This is a genomic window from uncultured Sphingomonas sp. (assembly GCF_902806265.1).
Lineage (GTDB): Bacteria > Pseudomonadota > Alphaproteobacteria > Sphingomonadales > Sphingomonadaceae > Sphingomicrobium.
Genome location: NZ_CADCVZ010000016.1, coordinates 1 through 24,264 on the forward strand (window position 1 = coordinate 1; position 24,264 = coordinate 24,264).

A 24,264-nucleotide genomic window follows, 5' to 3' on the forward strand; every position below is an offset into this window, starting at 1 on the left:
AGGTCCGCGAGATCGGGCTCAGTCAAGGACGATTGAAGACGGGGACGCCGCCACGCCTCGACGGGCGAACCATCGACTGGGCTGCGCTGGACGAGCAGCCCAGTGACCCTGAACCCTGGTCCATGTCTGCGCTGCTGGTCGCCACGAACAATCCCCAGCTCCGGTGCGGGGTGACCCGCACCACCGCCCGCACGCATGACATCATTCGTGCCGGTTTCTCCCGCTCGCCCCTTTTCGCCGGTGCCATCGAGGGTCGCGGACCGCGTTATTGTCCGTCTATCGAGGACAAGGTGAAGCGGTTCGGAGATCGTGACGGGCACCAGATATTTCTTGAGCCCGAAGGCCTGCAGAGGGAACTGATCTATCCGGCGGGCATTTCGACGTCGCTTCCTGAGGACCTACAGCTCCAGTTCGTCCACAGCATCCCGGGACTGGAGCGTGCGGCCATCGCTCGTCCGGGATATGCGGTGGAGTATGAGTTCGTCGATCCGCGCAAGCTTCGGGCGAATTTGGCCACCATCGATGTAGCCAACCTGTTCCTGGCAGGACAGATCAATGGCACCACCGGGTATGAGGAAGCTGCGGCACAGGGGCTGGTGGCGGGTTTAGGAGCGGCAGCTGCCGCACTAGGTTTGGAGCCCGTGATCTTCGACCGCCGCAGCAGCTACATCGGGGTGATGATTGATGACTTAACAATCCAAGGTGTTACCGAGCCCTACCGAATGATGACTGCGCGTGCCGAACATCGGTTATCCTTGCGCGCCGACAATGCGACGTCCCGGCTTGGAGAGGCGGCGTTGGCTGCCGATTGTCTCGGAGTGGAGCGCCGACGCCATATCGAGCGTCACCTTGTCTGTCGCGGCGAGCAGGCGTTTGCTGAAACGGAGGAAGGTCGCGCAGACAAGCTGTATGCGCCCTATGTTGAGCGCCAGCAACGCGAATGGAACGTGGTCGCCAGCGATCGCCACGTCAGCCTTTGCGCTGACTTCGACTACTCCGCCGTAGCGGGGCTAAGCAACGAAATGCGCGAGCGGCTGAGGGCGGTGCGGCCCGAGACGCTTGATCAGGCCGCCCGGATCGCCGGGATCACCCCTGCAGCGTTGTCGGCGCTGTATCTGGCCGCGATGCGCAGAGCGGCATGATCAGCGATCTAGCTGAAGCTGCAGGACGCGATGTTCCACGTGAAACATTCGAGAGAGTAAAAGCATTCGCAGGATTGCTCAGGACGGAGAACGAGCGTCAGAACCTTGTAGGCCACTCAACACTCGCAACCCTCTGGGACAGGCATCTAATCGACAGCGCCCAGCTACTGCGCCACGCTCCTGGAAGGGTTAACCGCTGGGTGGATGTGGGTTCGGGGGCGGGTTTGCCGGGGATTGTTCTCGCGATCCTGTCAGGGGACCCGATCGCTCTGGTTGAGCCTCGGCGGCTTCGAGCAGACTTCCTTTGCAGGTGCGTAGACCAACTGCACCTCAGCAACGCGGAGGTGGTCTGCCGCAAAGTCGAGCAGGTAGCCGGCAGCTTCGAAGTGATCACCGCGCGCGCCGTCGCTCCCGTCGACCGTTTGCTCGCTATGACGTTGCACCTTTCGCACCCCGGTACGCGCTGGGTCCTGCCCAAAGGTCGAAGCGGCGCAAAGGAACTGGCGGATGCACGTCGTGCGTGGCAGGGTCGGTTTCGGGCTGAGGTCAGCATCACCGACCCTGAAGCGGTGGTTCTGGTCGCGGAGGGCGTAAAGCCGAGGGATGGGACCAGTAGATGATCCGCATTGCAGTCGCTAATCAGAAGGGCGGCGTGGGCAAAACCACCACGGCCATCAACCTTGCCACCGCGCTCGCCGCCACGGGCTGGCGCGTGTTGTTGGTCGACCTCGATCCGCAGGGCAACGCATCGACAGGGCTAGGGGTGACCCATGCTGCGCGTGAGCGTTCGAGTTACGACGTGCTGCTTGGCGAGGCGAGCCTGGAGCAAGCGGCGGTAAGCACGCGGGTCCCGCGACTTGAGGTCGTACCAGCCACCCAGGATCTATCCGGTGCCGAAGTGGAGCTCGTCGACTTCGAACGGCGAACCCACCGGCTGGCCGACAGCTTCGACCGGGCGGCGCCCGGGCGTTGGGACATCTGCCTCATCGACTGCCCACCGTCGCTTGGATTGTTGACGGTCAACGCGCTGATCGCGGCCAAGCAGTTGCTGGTGCCGCTGCAATGTGAGTTCTTTGCTCTGGAAGGTCTCAGCCAGCTACTGCAGACGGTCGAGCGCATCCGCACCCGCTTCAATCCCGAGTTGTCGATATTGGGTGTGGCGCTGACAATGTTCGACCGCCGCAACAGCCTGTCCCGGCAGGTCAGCGAGGATGTGCGCGCCTGCCTGGGTGCAGCAGTGTTTGAAACGGTGGTGCCCCGCAACGTGCGGCTGTCCGAAGCGCCGAGCCACGGCCTGCCGGCGCTGATATATGACCTGCGCTGCTCCGGGAGTGAAGCTTATGTTCGGCTTGCCAAGGAGCTGATGGGTCGCTTGCCGAGGCCGGCGCAAGCGGCATGAGCGAGCTTCGCACGAGAGGACTGGGGCGCGGCTTGTCGGCGTTGCTGGGCGACGCACCGACTGAGCCTGACGCGCAATCTGGCGGCGTGCGGGAGATCGACGTTGCCGCGATCAGGCCCAATCCGCACCAGCCGCGCCGGATCTTCGCCGAAGAGGCGATCTCCGAACTAGCCGATTCGATCCGCGCTCGCGGCGTGCTGCAGCCGATCCTGGTTCGCGAGACCGGCGCAGGCGCGTACGAACTCGTCGCCGGAGAGCGTCGCTGGCGGGCAGCACAGAAAGCGCAATTGCACCGCATTCCCGCGATCGTCCGGACTTTCGACGAGGCGGCGGTTGCCGAAGTTGCGCTGATCGAGAACATCCAGCGGGAAAACCTCAACGCGCTGGAAGAAGCCGACGCCTATGCGCAGCTCATCTCCAACTATGGCCACAGCCAGGACGATTTAAGTCGGTTGGTCGGCAAGTCCCGTAGCCACGTCGCCAACCTGTTGAGATTACGTGATCTTCCCGACTCTGTTAGGCTGGCGCTGCTGCGCGGCGACCTTAACATGGGGCATGCGCGAGCGATCGCAGCAGCTTCGGACCCGGAGCTGCTGGCGCGGAAGATCATCGACGGCGGTCTGTCGGTCCGTCAGGCCGAAGCCCTCGCCAGGCGTGAGAAACCCGGTGCCGCGGGCGGCGAGCGGAGCTCCGCACGCGGGGGCAGAAGTTCGGCGAGCGATGCGGACATCGCAGCACTCGAGCGGCAACTGGGAGATCTTCTAGGCTTGAAGGTCAAGGTCGCCTCGAACGGCTCGGCGGGCACGGTTAGCCTGCAATTCTCCAGCCTCGATCAACTCGATCTCATCTGTCAGCGGCTGTCCGGCGAGCCAATCTAGCGTCGCCAGATCGTGGCTAGCGTCCGGCGCGGGCGATCTGCAGCAGTTCGTGGCCGAGTGCCACCCGATCGGGCACCGAGCCCAGCAGCAGCTGTCGTTCCAGCCCGGCAATCCGGCCGACAAGTTGAGCGAGGCGCTGGCTCGACCAGCGGGCGAGCGCTCGTGCGACCAGCGGCCGGTCCTTCCAGAACACGGAAGCGCCAACCGCCTCGACGGACTGCCCCGCCTCGATCCGTGCGCGCAGCGGTGCGAGCATCAGCAATCTGCGCTGGATGGCCCTAAGCGCCGAGACCGTGTCGATGCCGCTGCTTTCGAGCCGCTCGAGTTCGCGGTTCAGGCCGAGCATGTCGCCGCTGAGTGCCAGATCGCCGAGTCGGCTGGCGTCGCCGTCGGCAGCGTTGGCACCCAGCAGGTCCAGCATCTCGCCCGTAAGGTCGCGCGGGCTGTCGATCGTCGCGCCGGCGTAGAGCGCGAACTTGCGCACTTCTTGGGCGATCACCGCCTGATCATTATAGGCCGCCGCTGCGATGCGGGTCGCGAGTTCAGGCGCGATCCGCAGTCCTTCGCCGCGGCCGAGCTCCTGCACGATCCGGTCCACCTGCCGACCCTCCGGCAGATAGGAGATCTGGGCAAGCGCCGCCGGGTCGCTCTCGGCCAGCTTCAACAAAGCCGAGGTCTTGCGCAGCGTTCCGGCGATCGCGACCACCGGGTGCTCGACGACCGGCAGCTCGAGCAAGGCCTGCACGGCAGCGGTGATCTCCTCCCCGGCGGGGTCGATCCATAGCAGCCGCTTGCCGCCGAACATCGCAATGGCGCCCGCTTCATCGGCCAGTTGCGCCGGGTCGCTCTTGAGCGCCCCACCTGCAAGCCTGTGCTTGTCGGCGGCCAGGCCAGCCAGCAGCCTGCCTGCCAGCGCTCGCGAACCGGCCTCGTCGGCACCGTGGAAAAGGTAGAAGCGGACGGACGAGTCCGGACGGTCGAGCGCACCGCCGATCGCTCCGCTGGCCGGCTTCACGGAGTAGTGCCTCCTCTGGCGGCATAGAGACCAAGCCGGGCCACGATCTGGTCTGCGACGATCTGGCTCAGTCGCTCCACCGCGGTCTGCTCTGCCGCTACCGTCGCATACTCCGATCCGACCACGTCGACGCCGGCGTCCGATCCAGCGGTTGCGTCAAGCAGAACACTGCCCGTCGCTGCGTCGACCAGGCGATAACGGGCGCGTAGCGTACGGCGTTCGCGGGTGACCGCGGAGTCGCCGCGGATGCCGAAGCCAGTGAGGTCGTCGTCCAATTCCACCTCTAAACGGTAGCGCGCGCTGCCCTCTGCCTGGCCGAGACGATCTACCAGAGCGGTCCGGACCAGCCAACCGGTCTGGCCGCCGCCGATCGGCTGAACCGCAACCGAGCGCAGTAGCTGCGCAACCGAGCTGCTCTCGCCACCCCCATAAAGCGGACGCAGGCCGCAGCCGCCGAGCACTGCCGCGATCAGCAGAAGAGGCGCAATGCGCGTCACAGGACGATGTTGACCAGCCGATCGGGCACGACGATCAGCTTGCGCGGGCTCGCATCGCCGATCAGGCGCGCGATCTTCTCGGCGCCAAGCGCCTGGCGTTCAAGCTCGTCCTTCGGTGCGCCGCGGGCAACGACCAGCGTGTCCCGGAGCTTGCCGTTGACCTGCACCGCAACGGTGACCTCCTCGTCCACCAGCAAGGTTGGATCGTGCTCGGGCCATGCTTCCTGCGCGACTATGGTTTCGCCACCGAGCTTCGCCCAGGCCTCTTCCGCCAGATGCGGCGCCATGGGCGCGATCAGCTTGACGAGCGTGTGGACGGCCTCGGTGCGGGTGGCGGAAGGTTTCGCCTTCTCGATGGCGCTGGTCAGCTCGTAGAGGGTCGCCACCGCCTTGTTGAACTGCAGCGCGTCGAGCGCCAACCCAACCGCGGCAACGGCCCTGTGCAGCTTGCGCCCGAGTTCCTTGTCCTCACCGGTACCTGGCGAAACCGCAGCGGCCAGCCGCCATACTCGCTGGACGAAACGGGCCGCCCCCTCGATCCCGGCTTCGGACCACTCAAGATCGCGCTCGGGCGGCGAGTCGGACAGCATGAACCAGCGCACCGCATCCGCGCCGTAGCGGTCGACAATCGGCTCGGGGTCGATCGTATTCTTCTTTGACTTGGACATCTTCTCGACCCGGCCGGCAGTAACCGGCTGGCCGCTGTCGATATGCACCCAGTCGTCGCCGTCGCGCCCCACCTCATCGGGGCTGAGCCAGCTGCCGTCGCCTGCCCGGTACGTCTCGTGCGTGACCATGCCCTGGGTAAACAGCCCCCGGAACGGCTCGGCCATGCCCAGGCGGCCCATGTGCTGCAGCGCGCGGGTCCAGAAGCGAGCGTAGAGGAGGTGCAGGATCGCATGCTCGACGCCGCCGATGTACTGCCCGACCGGCAGCCAAGTCTCGGCTTCGGCCCGGTCGAACGGCTTGTCCGAAGGCTGACTGGCAAAGCGGATGAAGTACCAGCTGGAGTCGACAAAGGTGTCGAGTGTGTCGGTCTCGCGGCGCGCGGCCTCGTTGCACTTGGGACAGTGGACGTTGCGCCAGTCCTCGTGCCGGTCGAGCGGGTTGCCGGGCACGTCGAAGGTCACGTCCTCGGGCAGGACCACCGGCAACTGCTCGCGCGGGACCGGCACGGCGCCGCACCCATTGCAGTGGATGATGGGGATCGGCGTGCCCCAATAGCGCTGTCGCGACACGCCCCAGTCACGCAGGCGGTACTGGGTAGTACCCCGGCCCCAGCGTTCGGCCTCTGCGCGGCGGATGATCTCGGCGGTGGCCTGCTCCGACGTCATGCCGTCGAGAAAGCGCGAGTTGACGGTAATGCCGGCGCCGCTCTCCGCTTTGGTCACGGGGAGACTGGCCTGCTCGGGACCAGGGGCGACGACACGGCGGATCGGAAGGTCGTACCGGCAAGCGAACTCGAAATCGCGGGCGTCGTGCGCCGGCACTCCGAACAGCGCTCCGGTGCCGTAGTCCATGAGTACGAAGTTCGCGATCCATACCGGCAACCGCCAGGCAGGATCGAGCGGATGGATGACCTCCGCCCCGGTGTCGAGTCCGAGCTTCTCCGCCGTCTCGATCTCCGCCGCGGTGGTTCCGCCCTGGCGGCAGCGGGCAACGAACTCGGCCACGTCCGGGCGCTCTGCCGCAAGCGCTTCCGCGAGCGGATGGCCGGGCGAGATGGCGACGAAGCTTGCGCCGAAGATGGTGTCGGGCCGAGTGGTGAAGACTTCGATCTCACCCGGGCCGTCCGCGCGTGGGAAGCGGAACTGCAGCCCGCGGCTCTTGCCGATCCAGTTCTCCTGCATCAGCCGGACCTTGTCGGGCCACTGGTCCAAGCCCTCGAGCCCCTTGAGCAGCTCGTCGGCGAAGTCGGTGATCTTGAGGAACCATTGGCTGAGCTTGCGCCGCTCCACCGGAGCGCCCGAACGCCATCCGCGGCCGTCGATGACCTGCTCGTTGGCGAGCACGGTCATGTCGACCGGGTCCCAATTAACCTCAGACTCCTTGCGGTAGACGAGCCCCGCTTCGAACAGGTCGAGGAATAGTGCCTGCTCGTGCCCGTAATAGTCGGGCTCACAGGTCGCGAGCTCCCGGCTCCAATCGAGCGCGAAGCCGAGCCGCTTCAACTGATCCCGCATGGTGACGATGTTGGCCCGGGTCCAGTCACCCGGATGCACCTTCTTCTCCATCGCGGCATTCTCGGCCGGCATGCCGAAGGCGTCCCAGCCCATCGGGTGCAGCACCTCGTGGCCCTGCATCCGGCGATAACGGGCGAGCACGTCGCCCATGGTGTAGTTGCGGACATGCCCCATGTGGATGCGCCCCGACGGATAGGGGAACATCTCGAGCACATACGCCTTGGGCTTGGGGCTGCTGCTGTCCGCGCGGAAGCAGCCCTCTTGGCTCCACCGCTTCTGCCACCGGGAGTCGCTCGCCGCCGGGTCGAAGCGATCAGTCATGTATGGTCCTTGTGGAGCTCAGCCTGCGATGGTGGCGCGGCGGATGTCGCGGGCGCGGGTGAGAATGATGTCCTCCAGCTTCTGCACGGTGGCGGCGCTGACGGGCGCATCGACCCAGCTTCCGGTTTGGCTGACCTGGCGCGAGGCCGCGACTCGCAACGCGTCGGCGCGCAGCTCCTGGTCGAGGATGGAGACGGTCAGCTTGACCCGCTCGCCCGGAGTGTTCGGGTTGGCGTACCAATCGGTGACGATCACCCCGCCGTTGCTGTCCGCCTGGACCAGTGGTGCGAAGCTCAACGTGTCGATGGCGGCGCGCCACAGATAGGTGTTCACGCCAATGGCCGTCATGCGCGAAGGCGCGAGGTTCGTGGGCACGTTGCGGTTGCGCGAACAGCCCGCGGCGAGGAGCGCCAGCGGGATCAGCGCGGCGGCAGTCAGACTGGTGCGGGACATCGGCGATCCTGTAAGTGGAGCGGGGGAATGCACGGCGTTATAGGAGCTCGCCGGAGCGCCGCAAGCGAGGAGTAACCACCCGCGGTTTGTGGATTCGATGTCACATGGCGGAACTTACAGTTTCGCGCCGTGGAACATTCGCTCTCGCGGAGCTATATCGAGTCGACAGGGAGTGCATGAAGCTTGTCGAGCAGGTGGAACATCAGCCGGGGTAAGTCGGCCGTGGCGATTGCTGCGATGAGCCTGCTGCTGCCTGCTTCGATCGTGATCGCTGCGCCGGCTCCCAAAAGCAAGCCGCGCCCGGTGTCGCTTAGCTTCGAGCGGAGCTTTACTCCGGCGCAGGCCGATCCGCGGCTCGCGGCGGCGCTGGCCAGTCGTCCGGCGTTTACCAACGACTTTCATTTCACCCCGCCGGCGAACAAGCGCCGACCTTCGCAGGTGCGGGTTGCAATTCGGGCGCAAGCGGCGAACCCCAAGCAGGCGGCGCTGCGGGCGCGTGAGCTGGCGGTCCAGTCCACCCCGTCAGCAGCCGGTGTCGACCTGACGCCTGCCAGCTACAATCTCGGCGTGGCCGTGGGCTGGAAGCGTTTTGCCGTCGCCGGCGACGTCGCCAAGGCCAAGACGGGCAATCCGGCGCTCGGCGGCCGCGAAGGCGCAGTGGTCGGGGTCAGCTACAACCTCAAGCGGTTTACCGGGCGCGTAGCGGCGAGCGCGGATCGCCCGACGGGCCGTCCCGCGCCGGCGCTGGGGGACAGCCCGAGCTACGCCCTGGACGTTGGCGGGGCCTACAATATCTCGAGCCGGGTCGCCGTGACCGGCGGCGTGCGGTACCGCATCGAGCGGGACAAGCTCGCCACGCTGAACGACCAGCGGCGCGACAGCCAAGCGGTCTACGTAGGGACAGCGATCAAGTTTTAAGCCAAACCGCCGAGCGCAGCGACGCCGACGCAAAAGCGTCGCCGGAGCAGCGCGGAGAGCCGGCGCAGGCCGGCCGACCACCAGCCGTAGGACAAGTGCATCGACGTCGCGGGATTTACTCCCGTGACGGCTTCTTCCAACCGCGGCCAGTCCAAGCGTCGATCCCGCCCCAACCTGCGAAGCCAAGCGAGCGCACCTGTCGGTAGCGGCGTGCACTCATCCCTCCAAGCGCCATTGCCGGGCGCTTAGCCATGCGCACCAGCGCCGCCGCCCGCATGTGCCCCAGCGGCTGCCAGTCCGGATGCGAACGCGTCGCGAACAGCGGTGACAGGAACAACAGCTCAGGTTTACGGAGCAAGGCGCGGCACAGTTCGCGGGCCGAGTGCACCCGAGCCACGCAGCCCCCTTGATCGTCGACGATCTTAACCCCGTGTCCGGTCGCGAGCCGACGCAGGCGGCGCAGAAGCGCCCGCCGTTCGGCAGGAGGAAGGTGATGGTGGCGGACGACCACGCCGGAGCCCCGCGGCAGCCGGCGCACGATCCCGGGCAAGTCGGAGCCGAGCCGGGAGTCGGTCAACAGCCAGCTGATGGGCGCAGGGTGGCGGGGCGGCATCGCGGTGCCTATAGCAGCCGCGCCGTGACCAGCGCTGCTGCCCGTTTGCACCACATTCGCGAGAACATCGCGGCCGCGGCCCGGCTTGCCCGCCGGGACCCGGGCGAGGTGACGTTGGTCGCGGTGTCGAAGACGCGCTCTGCCGACGAAATCGCCGCATTGATCGAGGCAGGGCAGCGCGACTTCGGCGAAAGCCGCGTGCAGGAGGCCGAAGCTAAATGGCCACCGTTGCTTCAGCAGCACTCAGGCATCCGCCTTCACTGCATCGGCCGGCTCCAGTCCAACAAGGCGGAGGCCGCCGCCAAACTGTTCGAGGTCGTCCACTCGCTCGACCGGGTATCCTTGCTCGACGCATTGGTTGGTGCAGCCCAGAAGACGGGGAGGCACCCGCAGGTCTTCGTGCAGGTGAACGTCGGCGAGGAAGAGCAGAAGGGTGGCGTCGCACTGACGGTACTCCCGAATCTCTTGGAGAGCATGCGACGCTCGCCGCTCCCGCTTGCCGGCCTGATGGCCATCCCGCCGCAGGGGCCCGAGCCTGCGCCCTTCTTCGCCCTGCTGGCCAAGCTCGCAAGGCGTCATGGCGTCAGCGGCCTGTCGATGGGGATGTCGGGTGACTACCGCGCAGCCGTAATGCTCGGTGCTACGGTTGTGAGGGTCGGGACGGCGTTGTTCGAGGACTGAGCACATCTTCCGAGTACGGCCGGCTCAGGGAAGATGCCCGCTCTTGACGCGCTTCGTCTCGAGGTAATCTGCGTTGTGCGGGTTGGCCGGCATATGATGCGCCATGCGCTCCACCACCGCGAATCCCGCCTCCTCCAGGCCCTGCACCTTGGCCGGATTGTTGGTGAGCAGGCGGACCTGGTCGTGGCCCAGAGCGCGCAGCATCGCCGCGGCCAGCCCGTAGTCGCGCGAGTCGTCGGCGAAACCAAGCCGGCGGTTGGCTTCCACTGTGTCGAGCCCCCGGTCCTGTAAGGCATAGGCCCGCAGCTTGTTGACCAGACCGATCCCGCGGCCTTCCTGGCGCAGGTAGAGGAGGATGCCGCCACCCGCGGCGCCGATCAGGCCCAACGCGGCCTGCAGCTGCGGCCCGCAATCGCACTTCAATGAGCCGAACACGTCGCCCGTCAGGCACTCGCTATGCAGCCGGACCAGCGGGGGCTTGCCCCCTGGAGCTCCGACCAGCAGCGCGACATGTTCGCCACCGTCGGCCGGGTTGCGGAAGGCGACCATCTGCGCGTCGTCCTGGCCAGCGAGCGGCAGGCGCGCGCGTGCTACGATCTCGGCCCGGCGGTTCCGCGTCGCGGCGAGAACGTCTTCGGGAGTTACCGCGGCGACGGTATCCGCTTGCACCAGCCATAATGCCGGAAGCACTCCGGCCAGCCGGGCCAACTCGATCGCGGCAGCCGCGGCTTCCCCGTCTCCTGGTGCCTGCAGCTGTAGTGGACCAGGAACAATGCGGTCCAAGTCGCGCGCCGGATCCGCCAAGGAGCGCACCAGCCTGCGGTCCAGCCAATCGTTGGGGGCGATCGCCACCGGGCCGCCCGCTGCCTCGCGCCGGTTGGCGAGGTTCAGCGCAGCCGCGCGGTCCCCGCTGATCAGCACCGCCGCACCGAAGCCGGGGTCCAGCAGCCGGAGCATGGCATCGGTGGCCGTCTCCACCGACAGAATCCCGAGCGTACCCACCTGCACTACCCGGCCCGCCCGCAGCGCGGCTAGCGCCATGGCAAGAGCGGCCGGCTCGTTCAAAGCGCCAGCTCGACGACCAACGGCACATGGTCGGACGGACGCTCCCACCCGCGGCAGGGTTCGAGGACGCGGTGGGCAGTGACCTGCGGCGCCAGGCTGGGCGAGGCCCACATATGGTCGAGCCGCCGGCCGCGATCGCTCGCCGCCCAGTCCTTGGCGCGATAGCTCCACCAGGTGAAGCAGCGCTCCGGCGCCGGAACGAAATGGCGGCCAAGGTCGACCCAATCATGGGCCGCCTGCAGCCGCCCAAGCGTTTCGACTTCGATCGGCGTATGGCTGACCACGTCGAGCAGCGCCTTGTGGTTCCACACGTCGGAGGGGAGCGGTGCGACGTTGAAGTCCCCGAGGATCAAGGTGGGCTCTCGCAGCCCTTCGGACCACCGGGTCATCCGTTCGAGGAAGTCCAGCTTCTGCCCGAATTTCGGATTTAGCGTGCGGTCGGGAATGTCTCCGCCGGCGGGCACGTAGACGTTCTCGACTCGGATGCCGCAATCGAGCCGCGCCCCGACGTGCCGCGCTTCGCCATTGTCCTGCCAGTCGTGACGTCCGGGATCGTGCAGCGGCACCCGGCTGAGGATCGCCACGCCATGGTGCATGCGCTGCCCATTGAGTTGGTGGTGCAGGTAGCCGAGCCGCTCAAATAGATCGGCGGGGAAGACGTCGTTGTGGGCCTTGGTCTCCTGCAGGCACAGGATGTCCGGCGATTCGTCGCGCAGGAAGCGTTCGACGATGCCGGCTCGCGCGCGGACGGAGTTGATGTTCCAGGAAGCGATCTTGAGCGTGTTCACAATGGCCGCTTAGCCCCCACTGCCCCCAACGCGCAAAGGCCCCCGCTCCGGGGGCATGGAGCGAGGGCCGACCAAGCGTTCGTCACGCGAGGTGATCGAGCCGGCCCAGGTAACAGGGGGAAACCCTAAGCGGCACCGATCACGCCTTAACTAGCGCATGGAGCCTGTCGGCCCGATTAACAGTTGCAATTTAGATACGCTTTTAAAAGAAGTCAGCCGCGGCGTTTCGGCTCAGCATAGCTGAAGGCGTTCTCCGGAATGGCGACGTTGTAGCGCTGCTTGTCGAGCTTCACCGTGGTGCGCTTGTTCTGCGCATCGAACGCCGTCCAGCCTTCCAGCAGCAGGCCGCCCGGTGCCGATGGAGAACGCACAAAGGCCATCACGATGGTGCCGAACTCCGGCCGGCGCGCGTCGCGGGCGCGAATCAGCACCACTCGTGGGTCCTTGCTCGGGAGCACCCGAGCGATCCGTCCCAGGTTGGGCTGCGGCGACAGCAGAACGCTCAGCGGCGAGTTGCCGATCTGCCAGCTGTTCTTCTGGCCGACATCATAATCGACGAAGGTCAGCGTCTTGCCATTGCCGACCAGCAACATGTTGGCGGCCGAGCCATAGTCGAAGCGAACCCGGCCTGGACGCTTTAGCTGAAGCGTGCCGCGGATCGAGCGATTGCGGCCATCGGTTTGCACGAAGTCGGCAGTGAGCGACTGGGTGGCGGACAGCGACCGCTCGACCTGCTGCAGGGGATTGGCGGTCTGTGCCACCGCCTGCCCGCCGCCGATTGCTGCCACGGCGGCCATGGGCACGAGCAATCGCGCGGAAAGGGAGAGCAGGGACATGGTCACTCCTGAGGACAAGCTTTGAGGCGATGGATGGCGGCCGGCCGTTGAATGCGTTCTGAACTGCCCGGTTCTCCGCCGTTCAGCTTGTCAGCGTCCAGCTCGTCACAGCGGATGGCCGTCCGTGTCCATCAGCACTTCGCGGCGGCCGACGTGGTCGGGCTGCCCGACCTTGCCGTCCTTTTCCATGCGCTCGATCAGCCGCGCCGCGCTGTTGTAGCCGACCCGCATCTGCCGCTGAAGGTAGGAGGTCGATGCCTTCTGGCTTTCCGCAACGATTTGCACCGCCTTGCGGTAGAGTTGCGACTCCGCATCCTCCTCACCGTCGGGCTGGCCGTCGAAGGCGTAGCCGCCGTCCTCGGGCTCCTCCGTCACGGCCTGAATGTATTCGGGCGAGCCCTGGCCGCGCCAATGTTCGGCCACCGCGCGGACCTCGTCGTCGCTGACGAACGGGCCATGGACGCGCAGGATCTGCTTGCCGCCAGGCATGTAGAGCATGTCGCCCTTGCCCAACAGCTGCTCCGCACCCTGCTCGCCCAGAATGGTGCGGCTGTCGATCTTGCTGGTCACCTGGAAGGAGATGCGGGTCGGCAGATTGGCCTTGATCACGCCGGTGATGACGTCGACCGACGGGCGCTGCGTCGCCATGATGAGGTGGATGCCGGCGGCGCGGGCCTTTTGCGCCAGCCGCTGGATCAGGAACTCGACTTCCTTGCCTGCCGTCATCATCAAATCGGCGAGCTCGTCCACCACCACCACGATCTGCGGCAGGACGTCGTAGTCGAGCTCCTCGGTCTCGTAGAGCGGCTGTCCGCTATCGGCATCGTAGCCGGTCTGCACCCTGCGCCCGAGCTTGGTGCCCTTGGCCTTGGCGTCACGGACCTTGGCGTTGTAGCTGGCCAGCGCCCGCACCCCGAGGCTGGCCATCATGCGATAGCGCTCCTCCATCTGCTCCACCGCCCACTTCAGCGCGCGGATCGCCTTGGCGGGCTCGGTCACCACGGGCGAGAGCAGGTGCGGGATGTCGTCGTAGGCGCTGAGCTCCAGCATCTTGGGATCGATCATGATCATCCGGCACTCGTCCGGCCCCATCCGGTAGAGCAGCGACAGGATCATGCAGTTGAGGCCGACCGACTTGCCGGAGCCGGTGGTGCCGGCGACCAACAGGTGCGGCATGGGCGCCAGGTCGGCGATGATCGGATCGCCGGCGATGTCCTTGCCCAGGATCAGCGGCAGGCTCATGCTTTGGTCCTCGAACGCCTGGCTCCCAACCAGTTCGCGCAGCGCCACCGACTCGCGTTTCGGGTTGGGCAGCTCGATGCCGATCACGCTGCGGCCGGGAATGGTGGCGACCCGGGCGGACAGCGCCGACATGTTGCGGGCAATGTCGTCGGCCAGCTGGATCACCCGGCTCGCCTTGATCCCGCTGGCGGGCTCCAGCTCGTACATGGTGACCACCGGCCCGGGGCGGACTTCGACGATGTCGCCGCGGACGTGGAAGTCCTCGAGCACCGACTCCAGCAACCTGGCGTTGCGCTCCAGTCCGGCGCGGTCGATCTGCTGTCGCCCACTATCGGGAGGGGCAGCGAGCAGGTCGATCGGCGGCAGCTGATAGCTGTCGCCCAGCGCCAGGCTCGGTTGCTGCGTTGCGCGGCCGCGGGTTTTTCCGTCCTTCTTCAGCGCGGCGGGCGCGATGGCCCCCGATGGCTCCGCCACTGCGACGTTCGGGCGCGGGCGCGGGGGCGCCGTACCCTGCGGCTCCCGTCCCGCCCTTGGCTCGGCGGTGCGCCGGGGCGCGATCGGGCGGGCGACCGGGTCGCGGCGGAACCGCTCGGCCACCCAGTTGCGCTCCTCGGGCCGCAGCGCCAGTGCGACAAAGCCCAGCGCCACACCGGCGAGCCCGAGCAGGAGGATCAACGCCAGCCGGGTCGGGCCGGCGATGGCGGGATCCCCGATGCGGTCGAGCCCGAAGTTCACGCCGTTCGCGCCGGCCAGCCCGAACACCCCGCCCCAGCCGGCAGGAAGCCCCGACACGGCAGCGCCCGCCGTCAACGCCAGCGACGCACCGAGCAGGATGGCTCCGCTACTGGAGAACAGCAGCGCTCGACCCAGCCGTCCGCTGCCCTGCCCGCGCAGCAGCCGGATGCCAGCGATGCCCAGCACGGGCAGCAGGAGCACGCAGCCAAGCCCCAGCAGCAGCAGCAGGAAGTCGCTTGCGTAGGCGCCCGGAGTCCCGAGCCAATTGGCAGGCGGTCCGCCGGCCGCGGTGCTCCAGCTGGGGTCGGTCGGCCGATGCGTGAGCAGTGCCACGGCAAGCCCCAGGGCGAGGGCCAACAGTAGGGCGCCCACGCCGCGCACGGCGAACTGTCGCGCCGAGTCGGCCAGCCTGCTGCGCCAATCCCCTTCGGCCTCGCGGCTTCGAACCCGCCCCGCTGCGGTTGCCATGTCCCTGTCCCCACCTTTTCAGCTACTCGGCACAATGCCTTGTGCCGGACTCCTCGGTCAAGGATGACGCCGCGGCGGCAAGATTGTAGGGAGGACCGATGGAGCAGACGCACGTCATCATCCTGGGCGGTGGGCTGATCGGCCTGACCCTCGCCGCGGCCCTCGACGGCAGCGGACTGCGCTCGGTGGTGATCGACCCGGCCGACCCCGACGCACGGCTCGGTGCGAGCTTCGACGCCCGCACCAGCGCGGTGTCCTCGTCCAGCATGCGGATGCTGCACACGATAGGCGTGGGCCATCATCTGTCCGGGCCCGGCTGCCCGATCCTGCAGATCCGCGTGGCGGATGGGTTGGCGCCCGGAGGGCTCAGCTTCGATCCCGAGGAGGACGGAGAGCCGCTCGGGTGGATGCACGAGAACCGTCACCTGCGCTCGGCTCTGCGCGCCCGGGTCGAAGCAGGCGAGCACATCCAAGTGTGCTGGCGGACCTCGGCTACGCACATCGAGCGCACCGAACTCGGTGTAACGGTCTTGCTCGAAAGTGGCGAGGAGTTGCGTGCTCCGCTGCTGGTCGCCGCGGAAGGCCGCAACTCTCCCACGCGCGAAGCTGCCGGCATCCGCATGGCACGGTGGCGCTACGATCATGCGGCAATCGTCTCCACGCTCTTCCACGAGCGGCTTCATGACAATGTCGCATACGAGATCTTTTACCCAACCGGTCCGTTTGCTCTGCTGCCGATGACGGACGCCAGTGACGGACAGCACCGCTCCGCCATCGTCTGGTCGGTCCCGAGCGAAGACGCGCATGGCTGGATGTCGCTGGCCGACGACGCCTTTGCGGCGGAAGCACAGGCAGCGATGGGCGGGTTCCTTGGTCGCGTCAGCATGGCGGCCCCGCGGTCCAGTTATCCGCTCGGCTTCCACCATGCCCATCGGATCACCGACCGTCGACTGGCCTTGGTCGGGGACGCGGCCCATGCCATTCACCCGATTGCCGGGCAGGGCCTCAACCTCGGCTTCCGCGACGTCGCGGCGCTGACCGAAGTGCTGGTGGACGGAGCGCGCCTGGGGCTGGACCTCGGCGACGCGCAGCTGCTCGGCCGCTACGGGCGGTGGCGGAGCCTGGACACGCTGATGGTGGCGATGTCGACCGACTCGCTGACCCGCCTCTACGGCATCGGCGGCCGAGCCGCATCGGCGGTTCGGCGGTTCGGCATGGGTCTTGTGGATCGCGTCGGCCCGCTCAAGGCCAGACTCAATGCGGAGGCCCGGGGCACGTCCGGCGACCTCCCGCTGCTGCTGCGGGGCCTGCCGATCTAGCCGGCCGCGTCAGTGCAGGCGCGGACTGGTCTCCCCGCCGCCTTGCGCCATCCGCAGGAACTGCATCAATTGGACGAGCAGGTCCGCACGGTCGGCAAGCGTCCCCTCCTCGAGCAGCGCCTGCTTGGCGCCGACGTCGAAGGGAGCGACTTGCGCGATGGCATTGACCAGCATCTCGTCATCCAGCCGGTTCACCGCTTCCCAGTCTACGGTCAGGCCCATGGCATCGCCCAGCCGGCGCGCCTCCTGCTCGACCTCCGAGCGCTGGGCAAGGCCGAGCGGCTCGGGCTCGACATCGTTGAACGCTTCCAGATCGACATCCGCCTGACGGTAGGGAGTGCCGACGTCGGCCTCCGCGATCAGGCGAAAGCGGGTCGAGCCCTGCAGCACCACGTTGAACCGCCCGTCCGCAAGTTCCTCGAGCCCGACGATCTCACCGATGCAGCCTACCCGGTAAAGCGGCGGATGCTCAACATTGTCGGCTTCGGAGACCTGAGGCTGGATCATCCCGATCCGCGCAGCCCCGGCCGCCGCGTCCTCGATCATCGCCCGGTAGCGCGGCTCGAAGATGTGGAGCGGCAGCTGGCTGCGGGGAAAGAGAATGGCACCCGGCAGTGGGAACAGCGGGATGCGGGCGGATGCGCTCATGTGAACAACAAGGCCGACAGCCGCCGCCGCTGGGCTCCGCTCCACGGATCCTCCAGCCCGGACGCTTCCAGCAGCTGGAGGAAGCGGGTGCGGGCTGCCCCCTCGTTCCAGCCGCGGTCCCGGCGGATGATCTCCAGAAGCGCGTCGGCCGCCCCGTCGCGGTCGCCCGTCGCCATCTTCGCTCCCGCGAGTTCAAAGCGGGCCTCATGGTCGTCCGGGTCCGCCGCGAGCCGCGCCTCCAGGTCGCCCGTCTCCGCCGCCGGCGCCGCTTCGGCCAGGTCGAGCGCTGCCCTAGCCCTGCTCACTGCGGGGCCCTTTTGGGCATCGGCTGGCAGCGCTGCGAGGATCGCTCGCGCTTCCTCGACCCGCCCTTCGGTAAGCAGTGCCCGCGCCAGGCCGCCGGCGACCTCCGGATGGTCAGGCGCCATGTCCAGGATCTGGCGGAAGATGTTCTCGGCCCGGGCCGCGTCGCCGCCGGCGAGCACTTCCTCGGCCATTGCGATCAGCGGCTCGATCTCGGCCCCGCGCGCTTGCGCTTCGCCCCCGACACCAAGCTGGGCGAGCAGCTGGTCGAGCGCCCGTTTGATCTGACCCTCGCTGCGATATGAGGTGAGGTCCGCAACTGGCTGACCGCCGAAAATGGCGTAAACGGTAGGGATCGAGCGGATCTGAAACTGGGCGGCGATCACCTTATCCGCATCGACATCGATCTTGACCAGCTTGACGCCTTTGTCGGCGTAGTCCGCCGCGACCTTTTCGAGCACCGGGCCGAGCTGCTTGCAGGGTCCGCACCACTCCGCCCAGAAGTCCAGAATGACGAGCTGGGTCATCGACGGCTGGAGGACGTTCGCCTGGAAGGTGGCGATCGCGTCGCGTTCTTCGGCGGTCAGTGGGAGAGTCGCCACGCTTACCTGTCTTGCTTGTTGAAACCTGCCGCGATCATATGAGCGGGCGCTTGCCCCGCCGCAAGGCTGGCGGAGCCGCCGCGGCAGAGGACTTGCGCGTGCGCTAAGCCCCATGCTAGGCGCGCCGCCTTACCCGACCGGCCTCCGGTCCAGGCGCCAGAGCGGGCGTAGCTCAGGGGTAGAGCACAACCTTGCCAAGGTTGGGGTCGAGGGTTCGAATCCCTTCGCCCGCTCCAGTCCACGATCGGTACGCACCCGCGCACCTTGAAACGGTTGGCCCCGACCGGCGGCTTAGCTAACCTTGCGCTCACGATCCTGGCGTTAGCGCTTCGCCAGGCGGACCATCTGCTCACCCGGGCTTCGCTCCTAGAAGCGGAAGTTGCTCGCGTAGACTGTCTCGTGCTGCGCGATCACCGCGCGCACCACATTGTTCATCAGGTTCATGCGGACGATCAGCGGCGTTGCGGTGCGCTTGATCATCACGACCACTGCATAGCTGCGGCCGTCCGGGGCAGTGATGATGCCGATGTCGTTGTAGCCGGCCTGAACGCCGCCGAGCACCTGGCCCGTGCCCGTCTTGTGGCACAGCGTCCAGCCGGGCTTCAGCCCGCCGCGCAGCCGGTTCTTGCCGGTCTGCGTATTGCCCATGATCGTCAGCAGCCGCGCGGTCGACGACGGGGACAGCAGTTCGGCCCGCTTCAGCCGGGCGAGCGTGTCGGCGATGGAGGAGGGCGCCGCGCCGTCGTAGGGATCTTCGATGTAGCGCTCGAACAGCGAGCGCCGAAGCGTCAACGGAAGCGCGTTGCGCGCCTTGTAGAAGGCGTCGCCGACCGAGTAGCCCTGGGTCCAGGTGAGGCCCGCGATGCGCGACTGCAGCGCCCGCTCGCCCTCGTAGAAGCGGATGCTGCCGAGCCGCTTTTCGGCAATCATCTGCCGCACGATGGCCGGACCGCCGACGACCCGCATCAGCTTGTCGTTGGCCGTGTTGTCGCTCTTGGTGATGGCCTCCACCAGCAACCGCTCCACCGTTGTTGTGAAGCTGCCGTTCCCGAGCACGCGCTGGGCGATCGGCTGATTGAACAGCGTCAGGTCGCTACGGGTGAGGGTCACCGGGTCGTGAAGCCGGATGCGGCCGCGGTCGACCGCGTCCATCGCTGCCAGCGCCACGAAGAACTTGCTGACGCTCTGCTGGGGATAGAACTCGTCGGCCCGCCAGCCTGTACGCCAACCGCCTTCGACCGACTGCACCGCAATCCCCACCCGGCCATTAAAGCTGCTGCCGAGCGCCTGCAGGCGGCTCGCGAGCGCGGCGGGAGCAGCCGGTCGGACGACGGCCGGCTGCCATGCGGGTGCGGTTTGCGCCGCGGCAAGGCCTGGCGCAGCGAGCACCGCGGCAGCCGCGGCCAAACGGACAAGCAATGCCGTCATGACGTCAGAACCCCCATCGGAAGCCCATGCTAAGGCTCGCCTTCTACCCCGCAGCGCTGAACAGAAGCTGTTCGCCGCCGCTTGGGCCAGATTCGCAAAAGCCGGAGTCGCTGGCAAGCCCATCAGCGTGGCGGCAGCAGCGCGGCGCTTTCAATCTCATCCAAGCCGCGATGCACCGCGACGTAGGTGCGGGCGTTGGCGATCCACGGCTCGGCGCGGCTGACGCCGGGCAGGCGCATGGCTTCAGCGAGCGCCAGGTCGACCTGGCCGCTCGCGAGCCGTGCCTTGGCCCGCTCGTAAGTGGCCGACGGACGCAGGTTCGGCCGGTCGGCACGACGGATGGAGACCAGCGAGCCAAATTCGCGCTGCACGCCCGTCCACAGGCTTTCGGCGGGGCCGCGCCCTTGCAGCGTCCGCTCCAACGCGTCGAACTCGGCGCTAAGCTGCTCCAGGCGAACCGGGGTGCGGGAACCGGTGATCACGGTGGCGACCGCTCGGCGGTGGGTCGTGCCGAAGCGATCAAGGAGCAATGGCTCCAGGTAGCCGAGCGGAACTCCCCGGTCGATCGCCCGCCGGGCGGCGAATGCGACCAGCAGGGCGTCCGCCCGCCCGGCCGATCCGGCAACTTGGGCCGTGGCATTCTCCAGCCGCGCGACACGCTCCTCCAGCTCTCCTGTCGGGGTGCCCGCAGCATGGGGACCAACGGGAGGAGCCTGCCGCAGCGGGATGGCCAATGCCTGTGGTGCGGCCGGTTGGACAACCGTTGGCGCGATGCCGAAGAAGCGGGCGGCGGCGTCATAGCGAGCCATGGCCCAGACCGCCGCTGCCGCACCCACCAGCAGCAACACCAGGCTGAGCAGGAGCCAACTGCTGAGGCTCAGCTTACTGCGGGACGAGGCGCCGGTCATTCCGGGTCGGCACGTTTGCACAAGGAAGCGGCGAGCGAAAGCACCGCATCGTCGGTCGGCTGTTCAGCAACGCCAATCTCCTGCCAGCCGCCGCCGCACGCTTCGCCCGCAACGGCGCTGATTGCCGCCACCGCGATCTGCTCCCGCCTCCGCACAAGCTGGGCCAGCCGGCGTCCGGCCCGGGGTGAGTGGACCAGGGCCACGGCATCCTCCAGCCGGTGGAGGTCCGGCGGGCTGGCGATTGCCGCCGAACGATATACCGGGACCGGCGTCACCCGGCCTCCCCATGCCTCTGCGCTCCGGCGGTGCTCGCCGCACAGGTGAAGCAGGTGCAGCCCTGGCGGCAGTCGCCCCAGCAACTTCTCGATCCCGCCGGTACCGACGGTGGCAACCGTTAGACCCGCTGCTGCCGCGGCTTCAGCCGTGGCCGCTCCAACGGCGTGGACCGGCAGGCCATGCAGCTTCCGCAGCTCAGGCCCGGCATGACGGATGGCATTGCCGCTGGTCAGCAGCAGCCCGTCGAACGCGCTCGGATCGGGCGCGGTCCAGGCCAGCGGCTCCACGGCGAACAGCGGCACCGCGAACGCTTCCAGCGCCAGCGCCCTGGCCCGGGCCAGCGTTGCGCTTGCTCCGGGCTCCGGTCTCAACACGGCGACCGGCCTCACGCGAACAAGCCGCGGATCGACGGTGGCGCCTGGTCGAGGAGCTCGCGGGCCAGCGCTTGCGGCGCTTCGTCGCCCGGAGTGAAGCGGACCTCGCCGGCGACCCGGTCGCTCCCGTCCGTGCTGAGGATCTCCGCGCGCAGCCACAGCCGCTCGTCGCCGCCCTGCACCGCCAGCGCCGCTACCGGCGAGTGGCAGGACCCGCCGACCGCGCGCGCAAACGTCCGTTCGGCCCCGATCGCCGCGCAGGTCGGCAAGTGGTTGATCGCCGCCAGCAGCCCCCGCGTCGCCTCGTCGTCCGCCCGGCACTCGGCCCCGATCGCCGCCTGCGCTGGTGCAGGCAGCATGACGTCAGGGGAGATCGGCACCCCTTCCTCGATGCCGAGACGGTCCAGCCCCGCGGCGGCGAGGAATGTGGCGTCAACCTCGCCTTGCGCCAGCTTGGTCAGCCTGGTCGCAACGTTGCCGCGAATGGGTACGATCTGCAGGTCGGTACGCAGGCGCAGCAATTGGGCGCTCCGGCGCGGAGACGAGGTCCCGACCACCGCACCCTGGCTGAGCTCATCGATCGTAGCGGCGCCAATCAGCCGGTCGCGCACGTCGGCCCGGGGCAGCATGGCCGCAACCACCAGCGTCTCCGGCCGCACGCTTTCCACATCCTTCATCGAATGCACGGATAGGTCGGTTTCGCCCTGCAGCAGCAGCAGGTCCAATTCCTTGGTCCACAGCCCCTTGCCCCCCACCTCCGCCAGCGGCCGGTCCTGGATTCGGTCTCCGCTGGTCTTAACCGGATGGATCCGAACGGTGCCCTGCGCCCAGCCATGCGCGGCTTCCAGCGCGGCGGCAACCATCTGCGCCTGGGCGAGAGCCAGCGGGGAAGCACGCGTTCCGAGGATGGGTGGTCTGTTCACCGGCCGGCCTCTAGCCGAGCAGGGCCGGGTCGGGCAAAGGCGCTCGCACTGATGATCTTGATCCTTGGCCTTGAGTCCTCCTGCGACGACAGCGCGGCTGCGCTGGTGACGGGCGACCGTCAAGTCCTGGCAGAGGCCGTGGTTGGCCAGAACAGCGCGCACCAGCCGTACGGCGGCGTGGTCCCGGAGATCGCCGCCCGGGCCCATGTGGAGGTGCTGCCCGGGCTTATCCGCCAGGTGCTCGACGAGGCAGGTGTCGCCATCGCCGACCTGGACGCAGTGGCGGCCACCGCAGGCCCGGGCCTGATCGGCGGCGTCATGGTTGGCCTGCTGGCGGGCAAGGGCGTGGCGCTTGCAGGCGGCAAGCCGCTGATCGCGGTCAATCACTTGGAGGGACATGCGCTGTCGCCCCGCTTGATCGATGGCGGGCTCGGCTTTCCTTACCTGCTGCTCCTGGCCAGCGGCGGCCATTGCCAATTGCTGGAGGTGCGTGGCATCGGTCGGTACCGGCGGCTGGCGACCACCATCGACGATGCGGCGGGCGAGGCGTTCGACAAGGCGGCCAAATTGCTCGGTCTGCCTTACCCGGGCGGACCCGCGATCGAGGCGATGGCCGCCGAGGGCTGTTCGTCCGCCGTTCCGCTGCCCCGCCCACTGGTGGGCTCGGGCGAACCGCATTTCTCCTTCGCCGGCCTCAAGAGCGCGGTGCAGCGGGCGGTGGCTTCGGGCGCCTACCGACCGGCCGACATCGCTGCCAGCTTCCAGCAGGCGGTGGTGGATTGTCTAATCGATCGAACCCGCCTTGCCTTGGAGCGAAGCGCAGCGCCGACGCTGGTCGTGGCGGGCGGCGTTGCAGCAAATGGGGCAATCCGGCGGGCTTTGCAGCGGCTGGCGGAGCAAGAGGGCCGCCGCTTTGCCGTTCCCCCCGGGTGGCTGTGTACGGACAATGCCGTCATGATCGCCTGGGCCGGGGCCGAGCGGCTGGCGTTGGGCCTGACCGATCCACTTGAGGCGCCAGCCCGTGCGCGCTGGCCGCTGGACGCCGCGGCGGAGACGGTTCGGGGCGCGGGGGTGAAGGCATGACCATCGAGCATATCGGCGTCCTCGGCGGCGGAGCCTGGGGAACGGCGCTCGCCCAGGTCGCGGCGAGCGGCGGGCAACGGACATTATTGTGGGCGCGCGAGCCCGAAGTGACCGAGGCCATCAACGGGGCGCACGAGAATTCAATATTCCTGCCCGGCTACCCGTTGAACCCAGCGGTGGTTGCGACGGCGGACCTCAGCGACATGGAAAGCTGCGATGCTCTGCTGGTGGTGACGCCCGCGCAGCACATGCGCAGCGTGCTGGGTGGACTGGCGAACTGCGGCCGACCGCTGATCCTCTGCTCTAAGGGCATCGAAGCGGACAGCGGGGCATTGCTCCACCGGGTGGCGCGCGAGGTCTGCCCGACGAGCGACGTCATGGTCCTGTCGGGCCCGACCTTCGCCCATGAAGTCGCGGCCGGCTTCCCCACCGCCCTGACGATCGCGGCCGAGAAGCTGGACGCCGCCGAACCGGTCCGTCGGCGGCTCGCGCTGCCGGAATTTCGGCTGTACCTGAGCGAGGATGTCGCCGGGGCCGAGGTCGGTGGCGCGGTCAAGAACGTCCTGGCGATCGCGTGCGGAGTGGTCGAAGGCAAGGGCCTGGGCCAGAACGCCCGTTCGGCGCTGATCGCTCGGGGCTTCGCCGAGATGACCCGCTTCGGCCTGGCGCTCGGCGCCAAACGCGAAACGCTGGCAGGGCTGAGCGGGCTCGGCGATCTGGTGCTGACCTGTTCCTCCACCAGCTCGCGCAACTTCTCGCTGGGCAAGGGCATCGGCGAGGGACGAAGCGCGGCCGAGCTGATGGCCGACCGCAAGACAGTGGCGGAAGGCGCCTTTACCGCGCCGGTGCTCCGCCGGATCGCACGGGAGCGCGGCATCGACATGCCGATCGTCGCGGCGGTGGACGACCTGCTGGCCGCCCGGAGCGGCGTGGACGAGGTGCTCGAAGGCTTGCTCAGCCGCCCGCCGCGGCCGGAAGCGCATTAGGTGACGTCAGAAATCCCAGGCGATGCCCTTTTTCTCCCAATCGCCATAACGCGTCGGATCGGGTTTGCCTTCCTCCCCCGCGGGCTGCTTGCGATCGTCGGCCAGCTCCGGCTCGGGCACCGGCGGCGACTTGCTGAGATAGGGCGGCGGATCCAGATGTTCGGGGCGTTTCATGCCGAT

Annotated in this window: 25 protein-coding genes and 1 tRNA gene; 10 read left to right on the plus strand and 16 right to left on the minus strand. The window is 67.8% G+C overall.

Annotated elements, in window-relative coordinates; all coding sequences use genetic code 11:
• From QZX62_RS04295 to QZX62_RS04310, 4 genes are all read left to right on the plus strand, one after another.
• On the plus strand, positions 1-1,142 hold a 1,142-nt coding region (locus QZX62_RS04295), incomplete at its 5' end, for an FAD-dependent oxidoreductase (RefSeq protein ID WP_294172413.1).
• Positions 1,139-1,762 carry a 16S rRNA (guanine(527)-N(7))-methyltransferase RsmG gene (gene rsmG, locus QZX62_RS04300; RefSeq protein ID WP_294172414.1) on the plus strand — a complete coding sequence of 208 codons (624 nt, stop codon included), beginning with the start codon at positions 1,139-1,141 and terminating at the stop codon, positions 1,760-1,762. The genes QZX62_RS04295 and rsmG, both read left to right, overlap by 4 nt.
• The gene (locus tag QZX62_RS04305; RefSeq protein ID WP_294172415.1) at positions 1,759-2,541 is read left to right on the plus strand and encodes a ParA family protein; all 783 of its coding nucleotides are present in this window, start codon (positions 1,759-1,761) and stop codon (positions 2,539-2,541) included. Before rsmG ends, QZX62_RS04305 begins: the two co-directional genes overlap by 4 nt.
• Complete coding sequence (locus tag QZX62_RS04310; protein ID WP_294172417.1) at positions 2,538-3,419, plus strand: ParB/RepB/Spo0J family partition protein; 882 nt, start codon at positions 2,538-2,540, stop codon at positions 3,417-3,419. Before QZX62_RS04305 ends, QZX62_RS04310 begins: the two co-directional genes overlap by 4 nt.
• 16 nt (positions 3,420-3,435) lie before the next feature.
• Here the strand turns inward: QZX62_RS04310 and holA are convergent, their stop codons facing one another.
• From holA to QZX62_RS04330, 4 genes are read right to left on the minus strand one after another with little or no spacing between them, the layout of a single operon-like run.
• Entirely contained in the window at positions 3,436-4,434 is a 999-nt protein-coding gene (holA, locus tag QZX62_RS04315; protein ID WP_294172418.1) for a DNA polymerase III subunit delta, read from the minus strand.
• Positions 4,431-4,931, minus strand: a complete 501-nt coding sequence (gene lptE, locus QZX62_RS04320) for an LPS assembly lipoprotein LptE (protein ID WP_294172420.1) — start codon at positions 4,929-4,931, stop codon at positions 4,431-4,433. Before lptE ends, holA begins: the two co-directional genes overlap by 4 nt.
• A complete protein-coding gene (leuS, locus tag QZX62_RS04325; protein WP_294172422.1) occupies positions 4,928-7,435 on the minus strand; it encodes a leucine--tRNA ligase in 2,508 nt (835 codons plus the stop codon). The genes lptE and leuS overlap by 4 nt, the downstream gene beginning before the upstream one ends.
• A gap of 18 nt (positions 7,436-7,453) precedes the next feature.
• Positions 7,454-7,888, minus strand: a complete 435-nt coding sequence (locus tag QZX62_RS04330) for a DUF3576 domain-containing protein (RefSeq protein WP_294172423.1) — start codon at positions 7,886-7,888, stop codon at positions 7,454-7,456.
• A gap of 183 nt (positions 7,889-8,071) precedes the next feature.
• On the opposite strand from QZX62_RS04330, the gene QZX62_RS04335 reads away from it, so the two are divergent.
• Positions 8,072-8,806: a porin gene (locus tag QZX62_RS04335; RefSeq protein ID WP_294172424.1), complete on the plus strand. Its 735-nt coding sequence runs from the start codon at positions 8,072-8,074 to the stop codon at positions 8,804-8,806.
• Between the two features lie 115 nt (positions 8,807-8,921).
• On the opposite strand, the gene QZX62_RS04340 is transcribed toward QZX62_RS04335, so the two are convergent.
• Positions 8,922-9,383, minus strand: a complete 462-nt coding sequence (locus tag QZX62_RS04340) for a thiamine phosphate synthase (protein ID WP_294172425.1) — start codon at positions 9,381-9,383, stop codon at positions 8,922-8,924.
• Between the two features lie 60 nt (positions 9,384-9,443).
• Here QZX62_RS04340 and QZX62_RS04345 point away from each other — a divergent pair, with 60 nt between their 5' ends.
• Positions 9,444-10,100 (plus strand): YggS family pyridoxal phosphate-dependent enzyme, encoded by a 657-nt coding sequence (locus tag QZX62_RS04345; protein ID WP_294172426.1) that lies wholly within the window; start codon positions 9,444-9,446, stop codon positions 10,098-10,100.
• 24 nt (positions 10,101-10,124) lie between these two features.
• On the opposite strand, the gene ribA is transcribed toward QZX62_RS04345, so the two are convergent.
• From ribA to QZX62_RS04365, 4 genes are all read right to left on the minus strand, one after another.
• Positions 10,125-11,141 carry a GTP cyclohydrolase II gene (gene ribA / locus QZX62_RS04350; protein ID WP_294172427.1) on the minus strand — a complete coding sequence of 339 codons (1,017 nt, stop codon included), beginning with the start codon at positions 11,139-11,141 and terminating at the stop codon, positions 10,125-10,127.
• Positions 11,142-11,161: 20 nt separating this feature from the next.
• Positions 11,162-11,956 (minus strand): exodeoxyribonuclease III, encoded by a 795-nt coding sequence (locus QZX62_RS04355; protein ID WP_294172494.1) that lies wholly within the window; start codon positions 11,954-11,956, stop codon positions 11,162-11,164.
• Between the two features lie 209 nt (positions 11,957-12,165).
• Entirely contained in the window at positions 12,166-12,789 is a 624-nt protein-coding gene (locus tag QZX62_RS04360; protein ID WP_294172428.1) for an outer membrane lipoprotein carrier protein LolA, read from the minus strand.
• A gap of 105 nt (positions 12,790-12,894) precedes the next feature.
• Entirely contained in the window at positions 12,895-15,234 is a 2,340-nt protein-coding gene (locus tag QZX62_RS04365) for a DNA translocase FtsK 4TM domain-containing protein (protein ID WP_294172430.1), read from the minus strand.
• Positions 15,235-15,332: 98 nt separating this feature from the next.
• On the opposite strand from QZX62_RS04365, the gene QZX62_RS04370 reads away from it, so the two are divergent.
• The gene (locus QZX62_RS04370; RefSeq protein WP_294172431.1) at positions 15,333-16,553 is read left to right on the plus strand and encodes an FAD-dependent monooxygenase; all 1,221 of its coding nucleotides are present in this window, start codon (positions 15,333-15,335) and stop codon (positions 16,551-16,553) included.
• A gap of 9 nt (positions 16,554-16,562) precedes the next feature.
• Here QZX62_RS04370 and QZX62_RS04375 read toward each other — a convergent pair whose 3' ends face one another.
• Positions 16,563-17,201 carry an LON peptidase substrate-binding domain-containing protein gene (locus QZX62_RS04375; RefSeq protein ID WP_294172433.1) on the minus strand — a complete coding sequence of 213 codons (639 nt, stop codon included), beginning with the start codon at positions 17,199-17,201 and terminating at the stop codon, positions 16,563-16,565.
• On the minus strand, positions 17,198-18,106 hold the full coding sequence (locus QZX62_RS04380; protein ID WP_294172435.1) for a tetratricopeptide repeat protein: 909 nt from the start codon (positions 18,104-18,106) through the stop codon (positions 17,198-17,200). Before QZX62_RS04380 ends, QZX62_RS04375 begins: the two co-directional genes overlap by 4 nt.
• A gap of 161 nt (positions 18,107-18,267) precedes the next feature.
• On the opposite strand from QZX62_RS04380, the gene QZX62_RS04385 reads away from it, so the two are divergent.
• A tRNA-Gly gene (locus QZX62_RS04385) sits at positions 18,268-18,342 on the plus strand.
• Positions 18,343-18,472: 130 nt separating this feature from the next.
• Here the strand turns inward: QZX62_RS04385 and QZX62_RS04390 are convergent.
• The 4 genes from QZX62_RS04390 to hemC form a co-directional block, all read right to left on the minus strand.
• Complete coding sequence (locus QZX62_RS04390; protein ID WP_294172437.1) at positions 18,473-19,534, minus strand: serine hydrolase; 1,062 nt, start codon at positions 19,532-19,534, stop codon at positions 18,473-18,475.
• A 122-nt stretch (positions 19,535-19,656) separates the two neighbouring features.
• Complete coding sequence (locus QZX62_RS04395) at positions 19,657-20,442, minus strand: hypothetical protein (protein ID WP_294172439.1); 786 nt, start codon at positions 20,440-20,442, stop codon at positions 19,657-19,659.
• Positions 20,439-21,107, minus strand: a complete 669-nt coding sequence (locus tag QZX62_RS04400) for a uroporphyrinogen-III synthase (RefSeq protein ID WP_294172441.1) — start codon at positions 21,105-21,107, stop codon at positions 20,439-20,441. The genes QZX62_RS04395 and QZX62_RS04400 overlap by 4 nt, the downstream gene beginning before the upstream one ends.
• Positions 21,104-22,015 carry a hydroxymethylbilane synthase gene (hemC, locus tag QZX62_RS04405; RefSeq protein ID WP_294172443.1) on the minus strand — a complete coding sequence of 304 codons (912 nt, stop codon included), beginning with the start codon at positions 22,013-22,015 and terminating at the stop codon, positions 21,104-21,106. Before hemC ends, QZX62_RS04400 begins: the two co-directional genes overlap by 4 nt.
• 51 nt (positions 22,016-22,066) lie before the next feature.
• Between hemC and tsaD the strand changes: the two genes are divergently transcribed.
• A complete protein-coding gene (gene tsaD / locus QZX62_RS04410) occupies positions 22,067-23,098 on the plus strand; it encodes a tRNA (adenosine(37)-N6)-threonylcarbamoyltransferase complex transferase subunit TsaD (RefSeq protein WP_294172445.1) in 1,032 nt (343 codons plus the stop codon).
• Positions 23,095-24,084 carry an NAD(P)H-dependent glycerol-3-phosphate dehydrogenase gene (locus tag QZX62_RS04415; protein ID WP_294172446.1) on the plus strand — a complete coding sequence of 330 codons (990 nt, stop codon included), beginning with the start codon at positions 23,095-23,097 and terminating at the stop codon, positions 24,082-24,084. Before tsaD ends, QZX62_RS04415 begins: the two co-directional genes overlap by 4 nt.
• A 6-nt stretch (positions 24,085-24,090) precedes the next feature.
• On the opposite strand, the gene QZX62_RS04420 is transcribed toward QZX62_RS04415, so the two are convergent.
• Entirely contained in the window at positions 24,091-24,258 is a 168-nt protein-coding gene (locus QZX62_RS04420; protein ID WP_294172448.1) for a DUF1674 domain-containing protein, read from the minus strand.
• Positions 24,259-24,264: the final 6 nt, after the last annotated feature.

What these genes read in the sequence shown, in the direction of transcription:
- rsmG (WP_294172414.1), top strand. Translation starts at nt 1,139, where the DNA reads ATGATCAGCGATCTAGCTGAAGCTGCAGGACGCGATGTTCCACGTGAA.
- QZX62_RS04305 (WP_294172415.1), top strand. Translation starts at nt 1,759, where the DNA reads ATGATCCGCATTGCAGTCGCTAATCAGAAGGGCGGCGTGGGCAAAACC.
- QZX62_RS04310 (WP_294172417.1), top strand. Translation starts at nt 2,538, where the DNA reads ATGAGCGAGCTTCGCACGAGAGGACTGGGGCGCGGCTTGTCGGCGTTG.
- leuS (WP_294172422.1), bottom strand. Translation starts at nt 7,435, where the DNA reads ATGACTGATCGCTTCGACCCGGCGGCGAGCGACTCCCGGTGGCAGAAG.
- QZX62_RS04330 (WP_294172423.1), bottom strand. Translation starts at nt 7,888, where the DNA reads ATGTCCCGCACCAGTCTGACTGCCGCCGCGCTGATCCCGCTGGCGCTC.
- ribA (WP_294172427.1), bottom strand. Translation starts at nt 11,141, where the DNA reads ATGGCGCTAGCCGCGCTGCGGGCGGGCCGGGTAGTGCAGGTGGGTACG.
- QZX62_RS04360 (WP_294172428.1), bottom strand. Translation starts at nt 12,789, where the DNA reads ATGTCCCTGCTCTCCCTTTCCGCGCGATTGCTCGTGCCCATGGCCGCC.
- QZX62_RS04365 (WP_294172430.1), bottom strand. Translation starts at nt 15,234, where the DNA reads ATGGCAACCGCAGCGGGGCGGGTTCGAAGCCGCGAGGCCGAAGGGGAT.
- QZX62_RS04370 (WP_294172431.1), top strand. Translation starts at nt 15,333, where the DNA reads ATGGAGCAGACGCACGTCATCATCCTGGGCGGTGGGCTGATCGGCCTG.
- QZX62_RS04375 (WP_294172433.1), bottom strand. Translation starts at nt 17,201, where the DNA reads ATGAGCGCATCCGCCCGCATCCCGCTGTTCCCACTGCCGGGTGCCATT.
- QZX62_RS04390 (WP_294172437.1), bottom strand. Translation starts at nt 19,534, where the DNA reads ATGACGGCATTGCTTGTCCGTTTGGCCGCGGCTGCCGCGGTGCTCGCT.
- QZX62_RS04395 (WP_294172439.1), bottom strand. Translation starts at nt 20,442, where the DNA reads ATGACCGGCGCCTCGTCCCGCAGTAAGCTGAGCCTCAGCAGTTGGCTC.
- tsaD (WP_294172445.1), top strand. Translation starts at nt 22,067, where the DNA reads ATGATCTTGATCCTTGGCCTTGAGTCCTCCTGCGACGACAGCGCGGCT.
- QZX62_RS04415 (WP_294172446.1), top strand. Translation starts at nt 23,095, where the DNA reads ATGACCATCGAGCATATCGGCGTCCTCGGCGGCGGAGCCTGGGGAACG.
- QZX62_RS04420 (WP_294172448.1), bottom strand. Translation starts at nt 24,258, where the DNA reads ATGAAACGCCCCGAACATCTGGATCCGCCGCCCTATCTCAGCAAGTCG.